The organism is Streptococcus tangpeifui, from assembly GCF_044503215.1.
Classification (GTDB): Bacteria; Bacillota; Bacilli; order Lactobacillales; family Streptococcaceae; genus Streptococcus; species Streptococcus tangpeifui.
In genome coordinates this window covers 1,602,042-1,619,028 of sequence record NZ_CP172427.1, presented here as the reverse complement: position 1 = coordinate 1,619,028, position 16,987 = coordinate 1,602,042, and the positions used below count along the sequence as shown (strand labels likewise).

Here is a 16,987-nt window from a genome sequence, read left to right as displayed (position 1 = left end):
GAACAACAGATGAAAGAGATTTTTATGAAATTAAGTCAGAGACAAGACCTAAATCAAGAAGAAGTTCAGGAACTTTTTGAAAATATCTTGCAGGGTCAAGTGTCAGAAGCACAAATCGCCGCTTTCTTGTTAGGCTTGAAAATTAAGGTTGAAACACCAGAGGAGATTACAGGGGTGGTCAAGGCTCTAAAAAATCGAGCAGCCCAGCTTCCTCAGACTTTTGAGGATGCCATGTGCAACTGCGGAACTGGCGGTGACCAATCCTACAGTTTCAATATTTCGACAACAGCCTGCTTTATCTTAGCAGCTGGCGGTGTCCGCATGGCCAAGGCAGGGAATCGTTCGGTCTCATCTAAATCAGGTTCAGCCGATGTTCTGGAAGAATTAGGGATTAACATTGCAGCAGAACCTGAAACTCTGTCTAAGGCTTTGGATGAGGCAGGCTTAGCCTTTATCTTTGCGCAAACCATGCATCCAGCCATGCGTTACATTGGTCCAGCCAGACAGGCACTGGGGATTCCAACTATTATGAATTTGGTAGGGCCTCTGGCTAATCCGCTGGATTTAGAAACTCAGCTTATGGGGCTCTATCGTGTAGAATTGCAGGACATAGTTGCTCAGTCACTGCAGCAGCTGGGCCGCAAACGTGCCCTAGTCATTACAGGACCTGACAATATGGATGAGGCTGCCCTCTATGGTACCAATACCTATACTTTATTAGAAGACGGTAAAATCAGCCAGCACACATTTACCTATAAAGATTTGGACATGGATAAGGTTGAATTGGCCGATATCACAGGCGGTGATGCTAAAGACAATGCTCAAATCTTGCTCAGCGTCCTAAACAATGAACCGAGTCCTTATCTAGAGACGACCGTCCTAAATGCAGGCTTGGGCTTCTATGCCAATGGTAAAGCTGACAGTATCAAAGCCGGCGTAACCCTAGCCCGTCAGCTTCTAGCTGACGGTTTGGCTCTAGCCAAGCTTCACCAGTTACAAGAGGTACAAGTATGAGTCAAGAATTTCTCCCCACCATCCTAAAGCAAAAAGCCAAGGAAGTTGCCCAGCTTACCATGGAAGAACTGCACCCCTTACGTCAGGCCTATCGTTTCTATGATTTTCTCAAGGGTCACCAAGACAAATTGCAAATCATTGCCGAAGTCAAAAAAGCCAGTCCCAGCCTCGGTGATATCAATGTGGGTGTTGATATTGTGGCTCAAGCTAAGACCTACGAACAAAATGGTGCTGCTATGATTTCTGTACTGACAGATGAGATTTATTTCAAGGGACATCTAGATTATTTGCGACAAATTTCTAGCCAAGTGGCTATTCCGACTCTGGCTAAGGATTTTATCATTGATGAAAAGCAGATTATCCGCAGCCGAAATGCTGGAGCAACGGTGATTCTATTGATTGTAGCAGCCCTGTCAGAGGGACGTTTAAAGGAACTGTATGATTTTGCGACGGGCCTAGGTTTGGAAGTTTTAGTGGAAACGCATAATTTACCAGAACTTGAGGCTGCTCACCGTATTGGTGCAAAGATTATTGGAATCAACAATCGCAATCTAGTCACTTTTAACACGGATATCAACACGAGTTTGCAGCTATCCACCCATTTTAAAGAAGGACCTGTTTACATTTCTGAATCAGCCATTAGCACCGAAGAAGATGCGCAGACAGTTGCTCCTTACTTTAATGCTATCTTAGTAGGAACAGCCCTGATGGCAGCTGACAATGTTGCAGACAAGATAAAGGAGCTAAGAATTGACAAGGGTTAAAATTTGCGGCCTATCCGACCCAGAAGCAGTAGCAAGGGCCGTCACCAGCGGTGCGGATTATATCGGCTTTGTTTTTGCTCCCAGCAAGCGTCAGGTGACTCTGACTCAGGCTCATAATTTAGCAGCAGCTGTCCCCGAAAGGGTTAAGACGGTGGGTGTCTTTGTCTCTCCCAGTCTAGAGGAACTGCAGGCCGCCATTGCAGCTGTCCCTCTCGATCTGGTCCAGATTCATGGGGACTTTCCCGATTCCCTGATCCGTCAGGTTTCAGTACCGGTTATCCGTGCCTTGCAGGTCAGCAATTCAGCGGACTCAGTCAGGAGTTCGGCCGCTTACCTGCTTTTCGACGCTCCTCTGGCTGGCTCTGGGAAAACCTTTGATTGGCAAAAATTAGATACTAGCCAAGTTAAGCAGCCCTTTTTCATTGCTGGCGGTCTTAACAGCGGCAACGCTCAAGCGGCTATCGCAGCCTTCCATCCTTACGCCCTCGATGTTTCATCAGGAGTTGAAACCGAGGGCAGGAAGGATCTTCGCAAGATTAAAGAATTTATAGAAAGTGTGAAACAATGACCTATAATCAACCAGATGCTAAAGGATTTTACGGCAGTTTCGGCGGTCAATTTGTCCCCGAAACACTGATGACAGCCGTTCTGGAATTGGATCAAGCCTACCGTCAGGCTAAGGATGATCCAGATTTTCAAGCGGAATTGGATCAATTGCTCAAAAATTATGTTGGCCGTGAGACCCCGCTCTACTATGCCAAACGCCTGACCAAGCATATTGGCGGAGCCAAGATTTACCTCAAGCGCGAAGACCTCAATCATACCGGTGCCCACAAGATTAATAACGCCCTCGGTCAGGTGCTGTTGGCCCGGCGTATGGGGAAGAAAAAAGTAATTGCAGAAACCGGTGCCGGTCAGCATGGAGTAGCTACAGCAACGGCGGCAGCTCTCTTTGATATGGAATGTACCATTTACATGGGAGAAGAAGATGTCAAACGTCAGGCCCTCAATGTTTTCCGCATGGAACTGCTGGGAGCCAGAGTTGAGGCAGTTACAGATGGCTCTCGTGTCCTTAAAGATGCGGTCAACGCAGCCCTGCGCGCTTGGGTAGCCAATATTGACGATACCCACTATATCATGGGGTCAGCCTTAGGCCCAGCTCCTTTCCCTGAAATTGTACGTGATTTCCAATCCGTCATCGGTCGGGAATCTAAACGTCAGTTTGCCCAGCTTTCTGGCGGTAAGCTGCCAGATGCTGTTATGGCCTGTATTGGCGGTGGATCCAATGCCATCGGGATGTTCTATCCTTTTGTTGATGATGAGTCAGTTGCCCTCTACGGTGCAGAAGCATCCGGTTTAGGTCTAGACAGCGATAAGCATGCGGCAACTTTTGCTAAGGGACGTCCGGGCGTGCTGCACGGCGCTTTGATGAATGTCTTACAGGATAGGCATGGGCAGATAATGGAAGCCTTCTCTATTTCAGCAGGACTGGACTATCCAGGTGTTGGACCTGAGCATTGCTACTTCAATGAAATCGGCCGTGCCAGTTATGATTCCATTACGGATCAGGAAGCCTTGGAAGGTTTCACATTGCTTTCCCGTCTTGAGGGAATTATTCCTGCTCTGGAATCCAGCCATGCCATCGCTCTGGCGCAAAAAGTCGCGAAAACCATGCAGCCGGATCAATCTCTAATCATCTGTTTATCAGGGCGTGGAGACAAGGATGTCTCACAGGTTAAAGAGCGCTTGGAAGCTGAGAAAGAAGGGAAGTAGATTATGACAAAGACATTAACCAACCACCTGCAAGCTATAAAAAATGCTCGAAAAGGTCTCATCCTTCCCTATATCATGGCCGGTGACCACGATAAGGGATTGGACGGTCTCTTCGAGACCTTAAGCCTCTTAGAAAAAGCAGGAGCTTCTGCCATTGAGGTCGGTGTCCCTTTCTCAGACCCTGTCGCAGACGGTCCAGTCATTGAAGAAGCAGGTTTGCGCAGCTTAGCACACGGTACCACACTTGACGGCATTGTTGCCAAATTGCAGGAGCAACGTCTTCAAATACCGTTGGTCTTAATGACCTACTTTAATCCGGTCTACCAATATGGTGTGGAAAAATTAGTAGCAGACTTGGCTGAAACTTCTGTCAAGGGGCTGATTATTCCCGACCTGCCACATGAGCACGCTAATTTTGTCGAACCCTATCTGGTCGATAGTGATATTAGCCTCGTTCCCCTTGTCAGCCTAACGACCGGTCTCAAACGCCAGAAAGAGCTTATCAAAGATGCTCAGGGCTTTATCTATGCAGTTGCCATCAATGGGGTAACTGGAAAATCAGGAAGTTACCGTCAAGATTTAGACCAGCATCTAAAGCGTCTATCAGCCATGGCCGATATTCCAGTGCTGACAGGGTTTGGTGTTTCCAGTCAGGAAGATGTTGCCCGTTTCAATCAAGTATCCGACGGTGTCATTGTTGGCTCAAAAATCGTCTGCGACCTTCATGCTGGCCAAACCAAAACAGTAGAAGACTTTATCCAAGCAGCCAGCCAGTTTGAAAAATAGATTGATTTGGAAACTAAGAACTTGTATTCACATTTTTTGACAATTAGTCTTATGTGGTAGGGACGCAAGCGACCTCCTAACGGAGTTCCATTGCTCATTTTCAAGCCTAGGGTCTTGAAAATCCCCTCGACGATTGACTTAAATAGGGTCAATCGTCTTTTTACCACGGCGGCAACTGTCTGTTTTGAACGACCTTATGGTCGCTTTTTCCAGCTGATGCTAACTTGTGAATACAGTTTCTAATACCTTGCAAATGATGAGTCCGCAAAGTCCGTAAATTATTTCAGAACCTATCCAAACGATTCCTACTCGTTGCGATAGGGATGAATCATGATTTTGTAAGGTTTTAAACTTGGCATTAAAATGCTCTCCTCAATACAACTTGAATAGCCTCCTGTAAACTAACTGACAGGAGGCTCAACCAGCAGCCATCTCCTTCTTGAGCTGCTTTTATTTTGGAGGGGGTCAATGGTAGTAATATTGGAGGTATTCAAACGTCATATATCCGTTGAGAATTCAGGTGATACATCGTTGACTTTAACTAGCTGTACAAAAGTACTGCTTGCATCTTGTCGCCGTGTCTGTTTTTGATTATTTTGACTATCAATTGTTTCTTTTTTTGGATACCAATCAAGAAGTGGGGTGAATTCTTGCCAAATATAGTTTTCCTATCTTTAGTTTCTCATTCTTGTATTTCTAAAAAATTCGATAACAATAACCAGAATTTTTATTCTTCTTTTTCAAAAGATTACCTTTGATGTTAAATATTTCAAATTTCCTTGCATAAGTAAACTTTAAGCGTTAAAATAGCCACATAATTTTTTAAAAAGGAAAACTTTTTATGAACACAGTACTTTAGACACAATGGCATTTGAGGAATACACGTTGGCGAATATGGAAGTTCTTTCTGAGACCGAAGGTGGAGGAAAAGTATTAGGTTGGGTCTTTGGAGGAGCTGGTTCTGTACTTGGAGAATCAATTGGTGGTATGATTGACGGAGCACTTGGCACAGTTGCTGAACCTGGAGGAGGTACAGTTGCTGGACTTGCTTGGGGTGCAGGTATTGGAGGTGCTATTGGCGGAGGTATTGGATCTGAATTTGGAAATTCAATTCATATACCTGGTACGCCATCTTGGTTGTAATAAATTGGATAGAGGTACAATAGAAATGATTTCACTCAAGTATTTAATCCCATTTATATTATTATTGATGCTGGGGATTTTCAGTTATTTTGTAATCAGGCCAATGGAAAAGGGAAGGACTAAACAAATTTTAGCCTGGATTTCCTTTATTATATTAATTGTTTTATCAATCTATACAACGTTTTTCGCCTAAATTCAAGTGAGATTAATATATAAAAATAGGATAACAATATGGAATGCTTTATTATGGGAACGATTGCTGGTGTAGTATCAGGTGGCTATCTTGGAGCGAACGTCAATAAAGGTGGTCTCCTTTAAATGTTAGATGTACCTAATATGTGAGAATAGCTATATAATTTATCAAAAGTAAGGACTAAAATGAAAACACCAATTGATATCATTAATGCAATAGTTATTATTGCTATGTTTTTTTTTTAGCTGATCGAGGACTTAAAAGTATTAAATCAAAAAAGATTAGATTTTGTGTTTCGGGTTCTTTACCGCTCTATTTGATTGTGATGGCGATATATTATTATTTACGTAATAAATAATAGCAGTTTGAATGACACCTATCATTGCATGCCGCTTAGCACTGCCCAACTGCATTAGAACTTGGCAACTTAGAATTTAAGCCAAGATTTTCCAATAACAGACTGCTCATTCTAAGAATAACTGGGCGCAGATATGTCTGTGCCGATCAACTCAACCTTCATAAACAAAAGGGCCTGGATTTTCTTCCGGCCTTTTTGTAGTTATCTCTCCTCATCAAATCTCATAAAACATGCTATAATAGTGGTATTATGGCAAAAGCAAAATCAACAAAATCAGCTAAAAAAAATAAGAGACAGGGTAGGAAAAACAGCCGCCCGACCAAGAAGGAAAGAGAGCATAAAAAAGCTGTTCGCAAAATGGTAGTTGCCTTTTTGACAGCCTTTATTCTTTTTTTTGCAATTATTCGTTTGGGAGTTTTTGGTATCACGGCTTACAACCTCATTCGTCTAGCCGTTGGAAGTCTGGCCTATCCAGCTATTTTTGGCGTGCTCTTTTACCTCTTTGCAGGGAAATGGCTGCAAAAGCATGCAGGCTTTATGTCAGGCTACATATCTGCTATGGCCGGCCTCATGCTGATCTTCCATGCTTATTTCTTCTCTATGGATGTGATGAAGAAACGTGATATCTTTGAAGGGACTTTTCGTTTGGCAACGGCAGACCTCAAAAATGTGGATGTCACCCATTTCCTAGGCGGTGGCATGGTTGGGGCTGTCCTTTACAAGCCAGTTGTCTTTCTTTTTTCTAACATCGGTTCTTATCTAATCGGCGGACTCTTTATCGTCCTCGGTCTTTATCTGATGAGCTCCTGGGATGTGTATGACGTTATGCGTTTCTTTAAAAAGACCGGCAGCAGTCTCAGTGATAAGATCGACCAAACCAGCCTTCAAATGGAATCGCGCCGCGAGCAAAAGCGCCAGGCCAAGGTCCAAGCTAAAGCTCAGGCAGCTAAGGAGCAAGAAGCAAGTCAGCCGGAAAAGGATGATGACTTTGCTGGCCTAATTGATCCTGAAACAGGCGAAATCCTATCATCAGACCTAGCTCAATCCACTCCGAAAACTGAGCCGGAAATTCTGGGAGGATATGATGAAGAAGTTCAGGACAGCTATTCTCAGCAGGACTTCAAGAATTATCACTTCCACTATCCTGATGAGGAAGAAGCTGAAAATCCAGCTTCCGCATCAGCTCAAGCAGCCAGCTCCAATCTAGATCAAACCCAAGATCAAGAAGATGATGATGAACCTGTTCAGGTTGATTTCACTCCTAAACAGCATCTGCTTTATAAGTTGCCAACCATTGATCTCTTCGCTCCTGACAAGCCTAAGAACCAAACCAAAGAGAAAAAGATTGTTCGCCAAAATATCAAGATTTTGGAAGAAACCTTCGCCAGCTTTGGTATTAAGGCTAGTGTTGAACGGGCAGAAATCGGACCATCCGTCACCAAATATGAAATCAAGCCAGCTGTTGGGGTTCGGGTTAACCGCATTTCCAATCTGGCGGACGATCTGGCCCTTGCTCTGGCAGCCAAAGACGTGCGGATTGAAGCGCCTATTCCTGGAAAATCTCTAGTGGGTATCGAAGTCCCTAACTCGGAAATTGCGACGGTTACCTTCCGTGAACTTTGGGAGCAGGCCAAGACTAATCCTAGCAAACTTTTGGAGGTTCCGCTTGGCAAGGCTGTCAATGGAACGGCGCGTAGCTTTGACTTGGCGCGAATGCCCCACCTTCTGGTGGCTGGTTCGACCGGTTCTGGTAAGTCTGTTGCAGTCAACGGTATTATTGCCAGCATTTTGATGAAGGCCCGTCCGGATCAGGTCAAATTCATGATGATTGATCCTAAGATGGTTGAGCTCTCTGTCTACAATGATATTCCCCACCTCCTAATTCCTGTTGTGACCAACCCTCGTAAGGCTGCCAAGGCTCTACAAAAAGTTGTTGATGAGATGGAAAACCGCTATGAGCTCTTCAGTCATGTCGGTGTTCGCAATATTGCTGGTTACAATGCTAAGGTTGAGTCCTTCAATGCTCAGTCTGAGGAGAAGAAGATTCCTTTGCCTCTCATTGTTGTCATTGTGGATGAGCTGGCTGATTTGATGATGGTAGCCAGCAAGGAAGTTGAAGATGCTATTATCCGTCTGGGACAGAAGGCGCGTGCAGCTGGTATTCACATGATTTTAGCCACCCAGCGGCCATCCGTTGATGTTATCAGCGGTCTCATTAAGGCCAATGTCCCATCACGGATTGCCTTTGCGGTTTCGTCAGGTACAGACAGTCGGACTATTCTCGATGAAAATGGGGCAGAAAAGCTGCTTGGTCGGGGGGATATGCTCTTTAAGCCGATTGATGAAAATCACCCTATTCGTCTGCAAGGTTCGTTTATCTCTGACGATGATGTGGAACGGATTGTTGACTTTATCAAGGACCAAGCTGAAGCGGATTATGATCACAGCTTTGATCCCGGTGAAGTTTCCGAAAATGATGGTGATTCTGGCTCAGGCAGCGGTGCTTCCGAAGGAGATCCCCTCTTTGCTGAAGCCAGAGCTCTAGTCTTGGAAACGCAAAAAGCCTCGGCTTCTATGCTCCAACGACGACTGTCTGTTGGATTTAACCGAGCGACTCGCTTAATGGAGGAATTAGAAGAAGCAGGTGTTATCGGCCCAGCCGAAGGAACTAAGCCGCGCAAGGTCTTGATAACAAACCAATAAAAATTGTAGCAAACAGCTCTATCTAATAAGTTAACACGAGGCAGAATATTTGTTCTAGCCTCGTGTTTTTTTGTATATGGTAGCAGCAAGAGCAATTCAAAAAATAGAGAGATGGTGCCTGAGTGGCAACTGCCCTTACTTTTTTACAAGCTTAGCTTATAAATCTGTTCAAGAATCAAGCTCTACTGTTTGAATTTTAAAGAGTCTCACAAATCAATCTGTAGCAGTTTGCTCGGCTTAGCAGCCTCTAGGGCTATTACCTGTCCTTTATGGATGGCGACCAAACTATCGGCTTCCAGTTTGATTTTCTGGTTATCTAAAGACAGCAGCAGCCTGCCCTCTAATACTTGTAAGAGTTTATCGGCTGTGCTGACCTCTGGACTGATGCTCTCTCCTTGATCAAAAGCATAGAGCGTGACCGCTCGCTCCAATCCTAGTTTCTGGCTGAGCGAGCGACTGGCAATTTGCTGCTCATGGTAATGAACCAAATTTGGAAATGACTCAATCATGGTCAGCCTCCGGTTTAACAACAATCAACAGCATCTGAAAGGCCTCTTTAGCAAAGAGGGCATGGGGAATATTGGCAGGTAAAATAATTGATTGACCTGCCGTGACGTCGAAATCTTCTTCAGCAATGGTAATCCTAGCAGTTCCCGATAAAATATTGACCATAGCATCACCTGGTGAGGAGTGGCGGCCAATCTCCTGCCCCTTATCCAGAGAAAAGAGAGTCATTCCCAAGTCTTGGCGCTGAACCAGAGTTTTACTGAGCATTTGCTCTTCAGCGATAGGAACTTCCTTGGTTAAATCCAGAATATGTGCAGGCTCTAATTTATCAATATAACGCATGATATTTCCTCCTTATTTTTGACTGGCTACAGCGATATAACGCAGATCTTTCCCTGTTTGGTTAAAAAAGCGGTACATCTTCCAAAACTGCTGACGATTTTCCTTTTTCATACCTCGGTAGAAAATTTTGCACGTTCCCCCAAGGCCTTCGTCTCTGATCATTCCTGACAGAGACATCAGGGACATTTGGCCGTAGGTCGTCTGTACCTGTTTAAACCCCATTTCCTGATAAAGATTTTTCCAATCATTGACTTGAAGGGGCTGGACATTAGCATTAATGGTGGTTCTCAGCTTTTCTAAAGTCTGTTCCAATCGAGGATCCTCGTAGGCAACATCATGTGTCAACAATAGGCCTCCCGGTTTTAGGACGCGTCTGTACTCCATGATTGCCCGCTTCTTGGCTTTGTCTTGGAGCATAGTCAGCATAGCCTCATTGATAACAATGTCAAAAGAGTTATCATCAAAGGGCAATTTCATAGCATTAGCCTCTTGGACCTGAATGAATTTCTCAAGACCAGCCTGAGCAACAGCTTCCCTAGCTTTTTCCAAGGCCCCAGTATCGGTATCAACTCCTATGACATGGCAGCCATACCTCTGAGCCAAATCAATAGCAGTCGTTCCCTGATTGCAGGCAACTTCTAGAACCTCTTTGTCCTTGCTGAACTGTCCCTGTTCAATTAGCCAATTAGTAGCTGTAACGCCACCAGGACGCAGCCGCTTTTTCCCAAGTCTAGCTAAGAAATGATGACCTAGTTCTTTTTGTGCCATTTACCTCACTCCTTTATTCAAGATACTAAGGGCAGGTTCGCCTTGCTTATCCCATCAAATGAACGGAACTTCATTAGTTTATTTCTGAATTCAAAAGCTCCCCTAGGCCTTGTAAGTTATGCAGGGTCGTAGACCGACTCAGTTTTTAGAAATATATTTAGGTTTAGACCTTCATTCTAACAAAAAGAAGTCAGCCCAGTAAGCATTTACTGGATAAATCCATTCATTGGAATCATTACAAAAAAAACTAATAGAGCATTTAGGGTCGGCAGGTAGAAGTAGGCTTATTTGAAAAATTGATGTCTATGAAATCACGACCTTATCTTGCTTTCGGAGTGTCAAAAAGCGCTTAGGAACTACAAAAGAGTTTAGAACTTAACTGTCCTAAACTCCTTATGACTTATTTATCCTTATTTAGCCATTCTTGGTATTTTTCAACCAGATTAACGGCGTACTGCGTGGCTAATGCCAGTGAAAAGGCTTCAGTTCCTTCTGTTTCTTCATCGGCCACTTCAATTTTTGTCTCATCGTAGATAGCCTTGAGGCTCTCGGTTGACAGAGTATTCTTGAAAGCTTCAAATCCTTTATTCATAAGTAGTTTTTCCTTTCTAAACATACCGTTACTTTATTATAGCATGTGAGAGCGCTGAGGGCCTTTTCAAACAGTAAAAGTATAAGGAAAAGCACGGTTGTTAGAACTTGTACTCACATTTTTTGACAGTTAGTCTTATGTAGTAGGGACGCAAGCGACCTCCTAACGGAGTTTCATTGCTCATTTTCAAGCCTAGGGTCTTGAAAATCCCTTCGACGATTGATTGAATAGGGACAATCGTCTTTTTACCACGGCGGCAACTGTCTGTTTTGAGCGACCTTATGGTCGCTTTTTCCAGCTAACGCTAAGAATTTAAACTTGTAAATACAGTTTCTTAGAATTTCCCTTTTACTTGTCTTTACAAATCCCTCTTGCCTTTGTTATCATAGGATCATGGTTCAAACGTACAGTAAAAATGCTAATCACAATATGCGCCGTCCCATAGTCAAAGAAGAAGTTGTTCGCTACATGCGGACACATCAGAAAAAGGAGACAGGACATCTAAGAGAACTGGCAGACTTTGCCCATCAGGAAAATATCCCTATCATCCAACCAGAGGTGGTGGCTTATTTTCGCTTTCTTATGCAGGCTCTAGCTCCCAAATCTATTTTAGAAATCGGAACAGCCATTGGTTTCTCGGCTCTTCTTATGGCTCAATATGCACCTGAAGCTAAAATTACAACGTTGGAACGTAATGAAGAAATGCTGGGCTTGGCTAAGGAAAATCTAACCAAGTACGATAGTCGGCGGCAGATCAAGTTGTTAGAAGGAGAAGCCCTCGATATTCTACCGACACTAAGGGACAGATACGATTTTGTTTTTATGGATTCAGCCAAATCTAAGTATATCGTCTTTTTACCCCAAGTTCTGGAGCGGCTGGAAGTCGGCGGTGTCATCGTTATTGACGATGTTTTTCAGGGAGGCGATTTAGCCAAGCCGATTGCAGAGGTTAAGCGAGGACAAAGAACCATCTACCGCGGTCTCCAACGGCTTATGGATGCCACTTTGAATAATCCGGATTTGACAGCTAGTCTCTTACCGATTAGTGATGGCCTATTGCTGATTCGCAAAAATGCTATAGATGTCACTCTTCCAGACTAGGCAAGATAGAAGAAAGTATGTTATAATAGGTGAGTTAATGTTTGGGGCAGGATACAAAATCGATTGTGCTGCACTACCGATTTTTGTTCCAGTTCCCAATAAGAAGGAGTAGAATATGGCGAATAAAAAAGCATTTCAGGATGAAGTAAAAAATAAAAACCGACGTGCTAGAAAAGACCAAAGAAAGAAAAAGAAGAAAACCCAAGGCAGTTTATGGAATTCTCTTGCGACCATCTTTGGAAGCAAGGTTTTCCGCAGTCTCCTGACCTTTGTTTTAGCTATGGCTATCGGTGGTGTAGGGACCTATCTTTATATGAATAGTCGTCCTTCCCAAGAAACTGTTCTGGTTCGGATGAAGGGCAAGACTATCACGGTTGCTGATCTCTATGAAAGTTCTAAGGGTTCAGATGCAACTAAGAGTGCTCTCTTGCAAAAAATCTTCTCAACAATGCTGGAAGACAAGTATGGTAAGAAGGTCTCTGACGACAAGGTTAATGACAAGTATCAACAATACGCTAAGCAATACGGAAATCAGTTGACTACCCTCTTGTCACAAAATGGCTTGACAACAGATACCTTCAAACAAAATCTTCGCGTTCAAGCTTTGCAGGAATATGCCTTTAGGGATGCTGCTAAGAAGGATTTGAACGACAAGAAATTGCAAGAACTTTATAAGGATTATAATCCAGAAATTACTGTCAGCTACATCAAGACAGATGATAAGGATAAGGCTTCTAACCTGCATGATCAAGCTGCAGCGGACGGAGCTGATTTCAGCCAAATCGCTAAAGATAATAGTGGTCAGGAAAATGTCTCCTTCGATTCTGGAACATCTTCCGACACCAATGCAGCCCAAAACCTTCCACCAGAAGATGTCCAAAAGGCAGCCTTCAAGTTGGACAATAATGCTGTATCAGATGTCATTGAATCCGAAGGTAACGATGGTTCTAAGAGTTACTATGTTGTCAAAGTAACCGCTAAAAATGAAAAGAATCCTGATTGGAAATCTTATAAGAAACGTTTGACAGAAATTTACGTCAACAAAAAGATTGGCGATTCTAAGTTTACCAATAACGTTATCGCTAAATTGCTCAAAGAATACAACGTCACAATTGAAGATAAGACCTACAGCTCACTGCTTTCAAACTATGGTTTAGACGGCAGCACAGCTTCAAGTTCTAAAAAGTCTAAATAAGACAGTTTAAGACGGAAAAATAAAATTGAGAATTGTTTAGAATTGACCTGTTCAGAAATCTGGCGGTTGCTGCGAGCCAGACAGGTAATCTAACCATGCTGCTCAATTTCAAAACGAAATAGTTAATGAAGAATGACAAGTTCATTAAATGGAGGTGGTACCGCGGCCATGTTCGCCCTCCCCATTATTGAACTTGTCTTTTTATAATTTCTTATGATATCGAGGAATCTGTATGAAAACATTTCAAATTAAACAAAAAATGTGGTCCTTAGGTGGAAAATTTACCATTAATGACGAGTTAGGGATGCCAGCCTATCAGGTCGAGGGCAGCCTCTTCAAAATTCCCAAGACCTTTAAAATCATGGATATGCAGGGAAACCTGATAGGTAAGCTTGATAAGCAATTCTGGAGTTTTTTGCCCAAGTTTCAGGTCAATTTAGCCAATGGTCAAAGCTTTACCATCAAGAGGGATTTTACCTTCTTTAAACCCCACTATTCTCTCGAAAATCTGAATATGGAAGTTCAGGGTAACTTCTGGGAGATGAATTTTAACCTGCTGCAGAACGGGGAGCTTGTAGCCCGCATCTCACAGGAATGGCTGCGTATGACTTCAACCTATAATATTGAGGTGTATAACGAAATTTATTCAGACTTAGTCATCGCTTTAACAGTAGCGATTGATTATGTAAAAGCTCGGAAATCTGGGGGAGCAGCTAACTCAGCTGCTAATTAACTAAGACTAAAGATATAGAAAGGTTATAAATACTCATGAAAGCACTAACTTCTGCACAAATTCGTCAAATGTGGCTTGATTTCTGGAAATCCAAAGGTCATGCCGTAGAACCATCAGCTAACCTAGTGCCGGTCAATGATCCCACCCTCCTCTGGATTAACTCTGGGGTCGCTACCCTCAAGAAATACTTTGATGGTTCTGTCATTCCAGAAAATCCCCGTATTACCAATGCGCAAAAGTCTATTCGGACTAACGATATTGAAAACGTTGGTAAGACAGCCCGCCACCACACTATGTTTGAAATGCTGGGGAATTTCTCAATCGGAGATTACTTCCGTGATGAGGCGATTGAGTGGGGCTATGAGCTCTTAACTAGTCCGGACTGGTTTGCCTTTCCTAAGGAAAAACTTTATGTAACTTATTATCCAGATGACAAGGATACCTATGACCGTTGGGTTGCCTGCGGTATGGACCCCAGTCACATGGTTCCAATCGAAGATAACTTCTGGGAAATTGGTGCCGGTCCTTCAGGCCCTGATACAGAAATCTTTTACGACCGTGGTGAGGACTTTGACCCAGACCATATTGGTCTACGTCTCTTGGCAGAAGATATCGAAAATGACCGTTATATCGAGATCTGGAATATCGTCTTATCACAATTCAACGCAGATCCTAAAGTTCCACGTAAAGAGTATAAAGAACTCCCAAGTAAAAATATTGATACGGGTGCTGGCTTAGAGCGTCTGGCAGCAGTCATGCAGGGGGCTAAAACTAACTTTGAAACAGACCTCTTCATGCCAATCATTCGCGAAGTTGAAAAGCTCTCAGGGAAGACCTACGATCCAGACGGCGACAACATGAGTTTCAAGGTCATCGCTGACCATATCCGTGCCCTTTCTTTTGCTATCGGTGACGGTGCCCTTCCTGGTAATGAAGGTCGTGGTTATGTTCTTCGCCGTCTCCTCCGTCGTGCTGTTATGCACGGACGCAAGTTGGGTATCACGAATACCTTCCTCTACAAACTTGTTCCAACAGTTGGTAAGATTATGGAATCTTACTATCCAGAAGTGTTGGAAAAGCAAGACTTTATTGAAAAAATCGTTAAACGTGAAGAAGAAACCTTTGCCCGCACCATTGACGCTGGTAGCGGTCACTTGGAAGAGCTCTTAGCTGATCTCAAAGCGGCTGGTAAGGATACTTTGGAAGGTCAGGATATTTTCAAACTCTATGATACCTACGGATTCCCAGTTGAACTAACAGAAGAGTTGGCAGAGGATGCTGGATATAAGATTGACCATGCTGGTTTCCAAGCTGCCATGAAAGAGCAGCAAGAGCGAGCCCGGGCTGCCGTTGTCAAGGGCGGTTCTATGGGGATGCAAAACGAAACCCTCGCAGGTATCGTTGAGCCATCAACCTTCAGCTATGAGAAGGAAGTCCTAGATAGTAAGCTTTCAGTTATCATTGTGGATAACGAGCGTGCAGACTCAGTAACTTCGGGTCAAGCTCTTCTTGTCTTTGAAGAAACGCCATTCTATGCTGAAATGGGCGGACAGGTAGCTGACCATGGTGTCATCACAGATGTTGCTGGCCATGTCCTAGCCCGTGTGACAGATGTGCAAAAGGCACCAAATGGTCAAGCCCTTCATACCGTTGAGGTTGAAGGCGAATTGACTCTCGGTACAGAGTATCACTTGGAAATCGACCACAAACGTCGCTATGCGGTTGAGAAAAACCATACGGCCACTCACTTACTCCATGCGGCCCTTCACAATGTCATCGGTGAACATGCGACTCAGGCTGGATCGCTCAATGAAGAAGACTTCCTGCGCTTTGATTTCACTCACTTTGAGGCTGTAACAGCTGACGAACTCCGTCGTATTGAAGAAGAGGTCAACCAACAAATCTGGAAGGCTATTGCGGTCAAGACGATTGAAACTGACCTTGATACGGCTAAGGAAATGGGAGCTATGGCTCTTTTCGGTGAGAAGTATGGCAAGGATGTGCGCGTGGTTGTCATTGGTGATTATTCTATCGAGCTCTGTGGCGGTACTCATCTGGGTAATACCTCTGAAATCGGCCTCTTCAAGATCGTCAAAGAAGAAGGAATCGGATCAGGTACTCGCCGTATCCTCGCCCTGACCGGTCAACAAGCGTTTGAAGCCTTCCGTGAGGAAGAAGATGCCCTCAAGACAGTGGCTGCGATTGTCAAAGCACCCCAGCTTAAGGAAGCGCCAACTAAGGTGCAAAACCTGACCGAACAAGTTAAAGATCTGCAAAAAGAAATCGCAGAACTCAAAGAAAAAGCCGCTGCTGCCGCAGCAGGCGATATCTTTAAGGATGTCAAAGAGGCACATGGTATCCGCTACATTGCTAGTCAAGTAGAGGTTTCAGATGCTGGTGCTCTGCGCACATTTGCGGACAAATGGAAACAGGCGGATTACTCAGATGTTCTTGTTCTAGCGGCGAGCATCGATGCCAAGGTCAATGTCCTTGTCGCCAGCAAGGCTAAGGATATCCACGCTGGCAACCTCATCAAGGAACTGGCTCCAATTGTCTCAGGTCGCGGTGGCGGTAAGCCAGACATGGCTATGGCTGGAGGTTCAGACGCCTCAGCTATCCAAGCTCTTCTAGCCGCTGTGGCCGAAAAGCTCTAAGCTGAGTTAGCTGACTGTCTCAATGCAATAGGAATAAAAAGAAAGCGGGACAAACCGCGATGATTGTTGTGCAATCACCCACAAAGCATTGTAATCTCTGAAGATTACGTATAAGAAATCAATCATTCGAAGAATTTGATTGTCCTCGCTCTCTTATTTTAAGGCTCAGAGCTCTGCCACTCTCCTGTTTTTAGGTGGCAGGCGTTTGGCAGTCTATACCTAAACCGCCAAAGTCCACTGGAGCATTTTGACACTTGCGTTGCAAGCTTTATTTCCCGATTAAAAAGCTCTACCAGAGCTTTTTAACCCACCTCCGCACAGTTGATTAGGGATTGATATGAACTAACGTTCATAGAATTGG

The 16,987-nt window shown here is 44.0% G+C and carries 15 protein-coding genes; 11 read left to right on the top strand and 4 right to left on the bottom strand.

Annotation, left to right across the window (positions count from 1 at the left end):
• The first annotated feature begins 9 nt into the window (after positions 1-9).
• The 7 genes from trpD (at position 10) to ACFSN5_RS07360 (ending at position 8,734) form a co-directional block, all read left to right on the top strand.
• The gene (trpD, locus tag ACFSN5_RS07390; protein WP_165210008.1) at positions 10-1,014 is read left to right on the top strand and encodes an anthranilate phosphoribosyltransferase; all 1,005 of its coding nucleotides are present in this window, start codon (positions 10-12) and stop codon (positions 1,012-1,014) included.
• A complete protein-coding gene (trpC, locus tag ACFSN5_RS07385) occupies positions 1,011-1,778 on the top strand; it encodes an indole-3-glycerol phosphate synthase TrpC (protein ID WP_165210011.1) in 768 nt (255 codons plus the stop codon). Before trpD ends, trpC begins: the two co-directional genes overlap by 4 nt.
• Positions 1,765-2,346, top strand: coding sequence for a phosphoribosylanthranilate isomerase (locus ACFSN5_RS07380; RefSeq protein ID WP_004229900.1), 582 nt, complete (start codon positions 1,765-1,767; stop codon positions 2,344-2,346). Before trpC ends, ACFSN5_RS07380 begins: the two co-directional genes overlap by 14 nt.
• A complete protein-coding gene (gene trpB, locus ACFSN5_RS07375; protein ID WP_165210014.1) occupies positions 2,343-3,551 on the top strand; it encodes a tryptophan synthase subunit beta in 1,209 nt (402 codons plus the stop codon). Before ACFSN5_RS07380 ends, trpB begins: the two co-directional genes overlap by 4 nt.
• A gap of 3 nt (positions 3,552-3,554) precedes the next feature.
• A complete protein-coding gene (gene trpA, locus ACFSN5_RS07370) occupies positions 3,555-4,337 on the top strand; it encodes a tryptophan synthase subunit alpha (protein WP_165210017.1) in 783 nt (260 codons plus the stop codon).
• 885 nt (positions 4,338-5,222) lie between these two features.
• Positions 5,223-5,480: a bacteriocin gene (locus ACFSN5_RS07365; protein ID WP_206222668.1), complete on the top strand. Its 258-nt coding sequence runs from the start codon at positions 5,223-5,225 to the stop codon at positions 5,478-5,480.
• Positions 5,481-6,280: 800 nt separating this feature from the next.
• Positions 6,281-8,734: an FtsK/SpoIIIE family DNA translocase gene (locus ACFSN5_RS07360; RefSeq protein ID WP_165210020.1), complete on the top strand. Its 2,454-nt coding sequence runs from the start codon at positions 6,281-6,283 to the stop codon at positions 8,732-8,734.
• Between the two features lie 206 nt (positions 8,735-8,940).
• Here the strand turns inward: ACFSN5_RS07360 and ACFSN5_RS07355 are convergent, their stop codons facing one another.
• From ACFSN5_RS07355 to ACFSN5_RS07340, 4 genes are all read right to left on the bottom strand, one after another.
• Positions 8,941-9,243: an acetate kinase gene (locus tag ACFSN5_RS07355; RefSeq protein ID WP_165210022.1), complete on the bottom strand. Its 303-nt coding sequence runs from the start codon at positions 9,241-9,243 to the stop codon at positions 8,941-8,943.
• Positions 9,236-9,583, bottom strand: coding sequence for a cupin domain-containing protein (locus ACFSN5_RS07350; protein WP_165329495.1), 348 nt, complete (start codon positions 9,581-9,583; stop codon positions 9,236-9,238). Before ACFSN5_RS07350 ends, ACFSN5_RS07355 begins: the two co-directional genes overlap by 8 nt.
• Before the next feature lie 12 nt (positions 9,584-9,595).
• Complete coding sequence (locus ACFSN5_RS07345) at positions 9,596-10,351, bottom strand: class I SAM-dependent methyltransferase (RefSeq protein ID WP_165210026.1); 756 nt, start codon at positions 10,349-10,351, stop codon at positions 9,596-9,598.
• Positions 10,352-10,751: 400 nt separating this feature from the next.
• Positions 10,752-10,943, bottom strand: coding sequence for a hypothetical protein (locus ACFSN5_RS07340; RefSeq protein WP_165210028.1), 192 nt, complete (start codon positions 10,941-10,943; stop codon positions 10,752-10,754).
• 393 nt (positions 10,944-11,336) lie between these two features.
• On the opposite strand from ACFSN5_RS07340, the gene ACFSN5_RS07335 reads away from it, so the two are divergent.
• The 4 genes from ACFSN5_RS07335 (at position 11,337) to alaS (ending at position 16,626) form a co-directional block, all read left to right on the top strand.
• Positions 11,337-12,044, top strand: coding sequence for an O-methyltransferase (locus ACFSN5_RS07335; protein ID WP_165210030.1), 708 nt, complete (start codon positions 11,337-11,339; stop codon positions 12,042-12,044).
• A gap of 115 nt (positions 12,045-12,159) precedes the next feature.
• Complete coding sequence (locus tag ACFSN5_RS07330; protein ID WP_165210032.1) at positions 12,160-13,239, top strand: peptidyl-prolyl cis-trans isomerase; 1,080 nt, start codon at positions 12,160-12,162, stop codon at positions 13,237-13,239.
• A gap of 232 nt (positions 13,240-13,471) precedes the next feature.
• Positions 13,472-13,972 carry an LURP-one-related/scramblase family protein gene (locus tag ACFSN5_RS07325; RefSeq protein ID WP_165210034.1) on the top strand — a complete coding sequence of 167 codons (501 nt, stop codon included), beginning with the start codon at positions 13,472-13,474 and terminating at the stop codon, positions 13,970-13,972.
• Positions 13,973-14,007: 35 nt separating this feature from the next.
• Positions 14,008-16,626 carry an alanine--tRNA ligase gene (alaS, locus tag ACFSN5_RS07320; protein WP_165210036.1) on the top strand — a complete coding sequence of 873 codons (2,619 nt, stop codon included), beginning with the start codon at positions 14,008-14,010 and terminating at the stop codon, positions 16,624-16,626.
• Positions 16,627-16,987 lie beyond the last annotated feature (361 nt).

Coding starts and splice junctions, on each gene's coding strand:
- trpD (WP_165210008.1), top strand. CDS start 10: ATGAAAGAGATTTTTATGAAATTAAGTCAGAGACAAGACCTAAATCAA.
- trpC (WP_165210011.1), top strand. CDS start 1,011: ATGAGTCAAGAATTTCTCCCCACCATCCTAAAGCAAAAAGCCAAGGAA.
- trpB (WP_165210014.1), top strand. CDS start 2,343: ATGACCTATAATCAACCAGATGCTAAAGGATTTTACGGCAGTTTCGGC.
- trpA (WP_165210017.1), top strand. CDS start 3,555: ATGACAAAGACATTAACCAACCACCTGCAAGCTATAAAAAATGCTCGA.
- ACFSN5_RS07360 (WP_165210020.1), top strand. CDS start 6,281: ATGGCAAAAGCAAAATCAACAAAATCAGCTAAAAAAAATAAGAGACAG.
- ACFSN5_RS07355 (WP_165210022.1), bottom strand. CDS start 9,243: ATGATTGAGTCATTTCCAAATTTGGTTCATTACCATGAGCAGCAAATT.
- ACFSN5_RS07350 (WP_165329495.1), bottom strand. CDS start 9,583: ATGCGTTATATTGATAAATTAGAGCCTGCACATATTCTGGATTTAACC.
- ACFSN5_RS07345 (WP_165210026.1), bottom strand. CDS start 10,351: ATGGCACAAAAAGAACTAGGTCATCATTTCTTAGCTAGACTTGGGAAA.
- ACFSN5_RS07340 (WP_165210028.1), bottom strand. CDS start 10,943: ATGAATAAAGGATTTGAAGCTTTCAAGAATACTCTGTCAACCGAGAGC.
- ACFSN5_RS07335 (WP_165210030.1), top strand. CDS start 11,337: ATGGTTCAAACGTACAGTAAAAATGCTAATCACAATATGCGCCGTCCC.
- ACFSN5_RS07330 (WP_165210032.1), top strand. CDS start 12,160: ATGGCGAATAAAAAAGCATTTCAGGATGAAGTAAAAAATAAAAACCGA.
- ACFSN5_RS07325 (WP_165210034.1), top strand. CDS start 13,472: ATGAAAACATTTCAAATTAAACAAAAAATGTGGTCCTTAGGTGGAAAA.
- alaS (WP_165210036.1), top strand. CDS start 14,008: ATGAAAGCACTAACTTCTGCACAAATTCGTCAAATGTGGCTTGATTTC.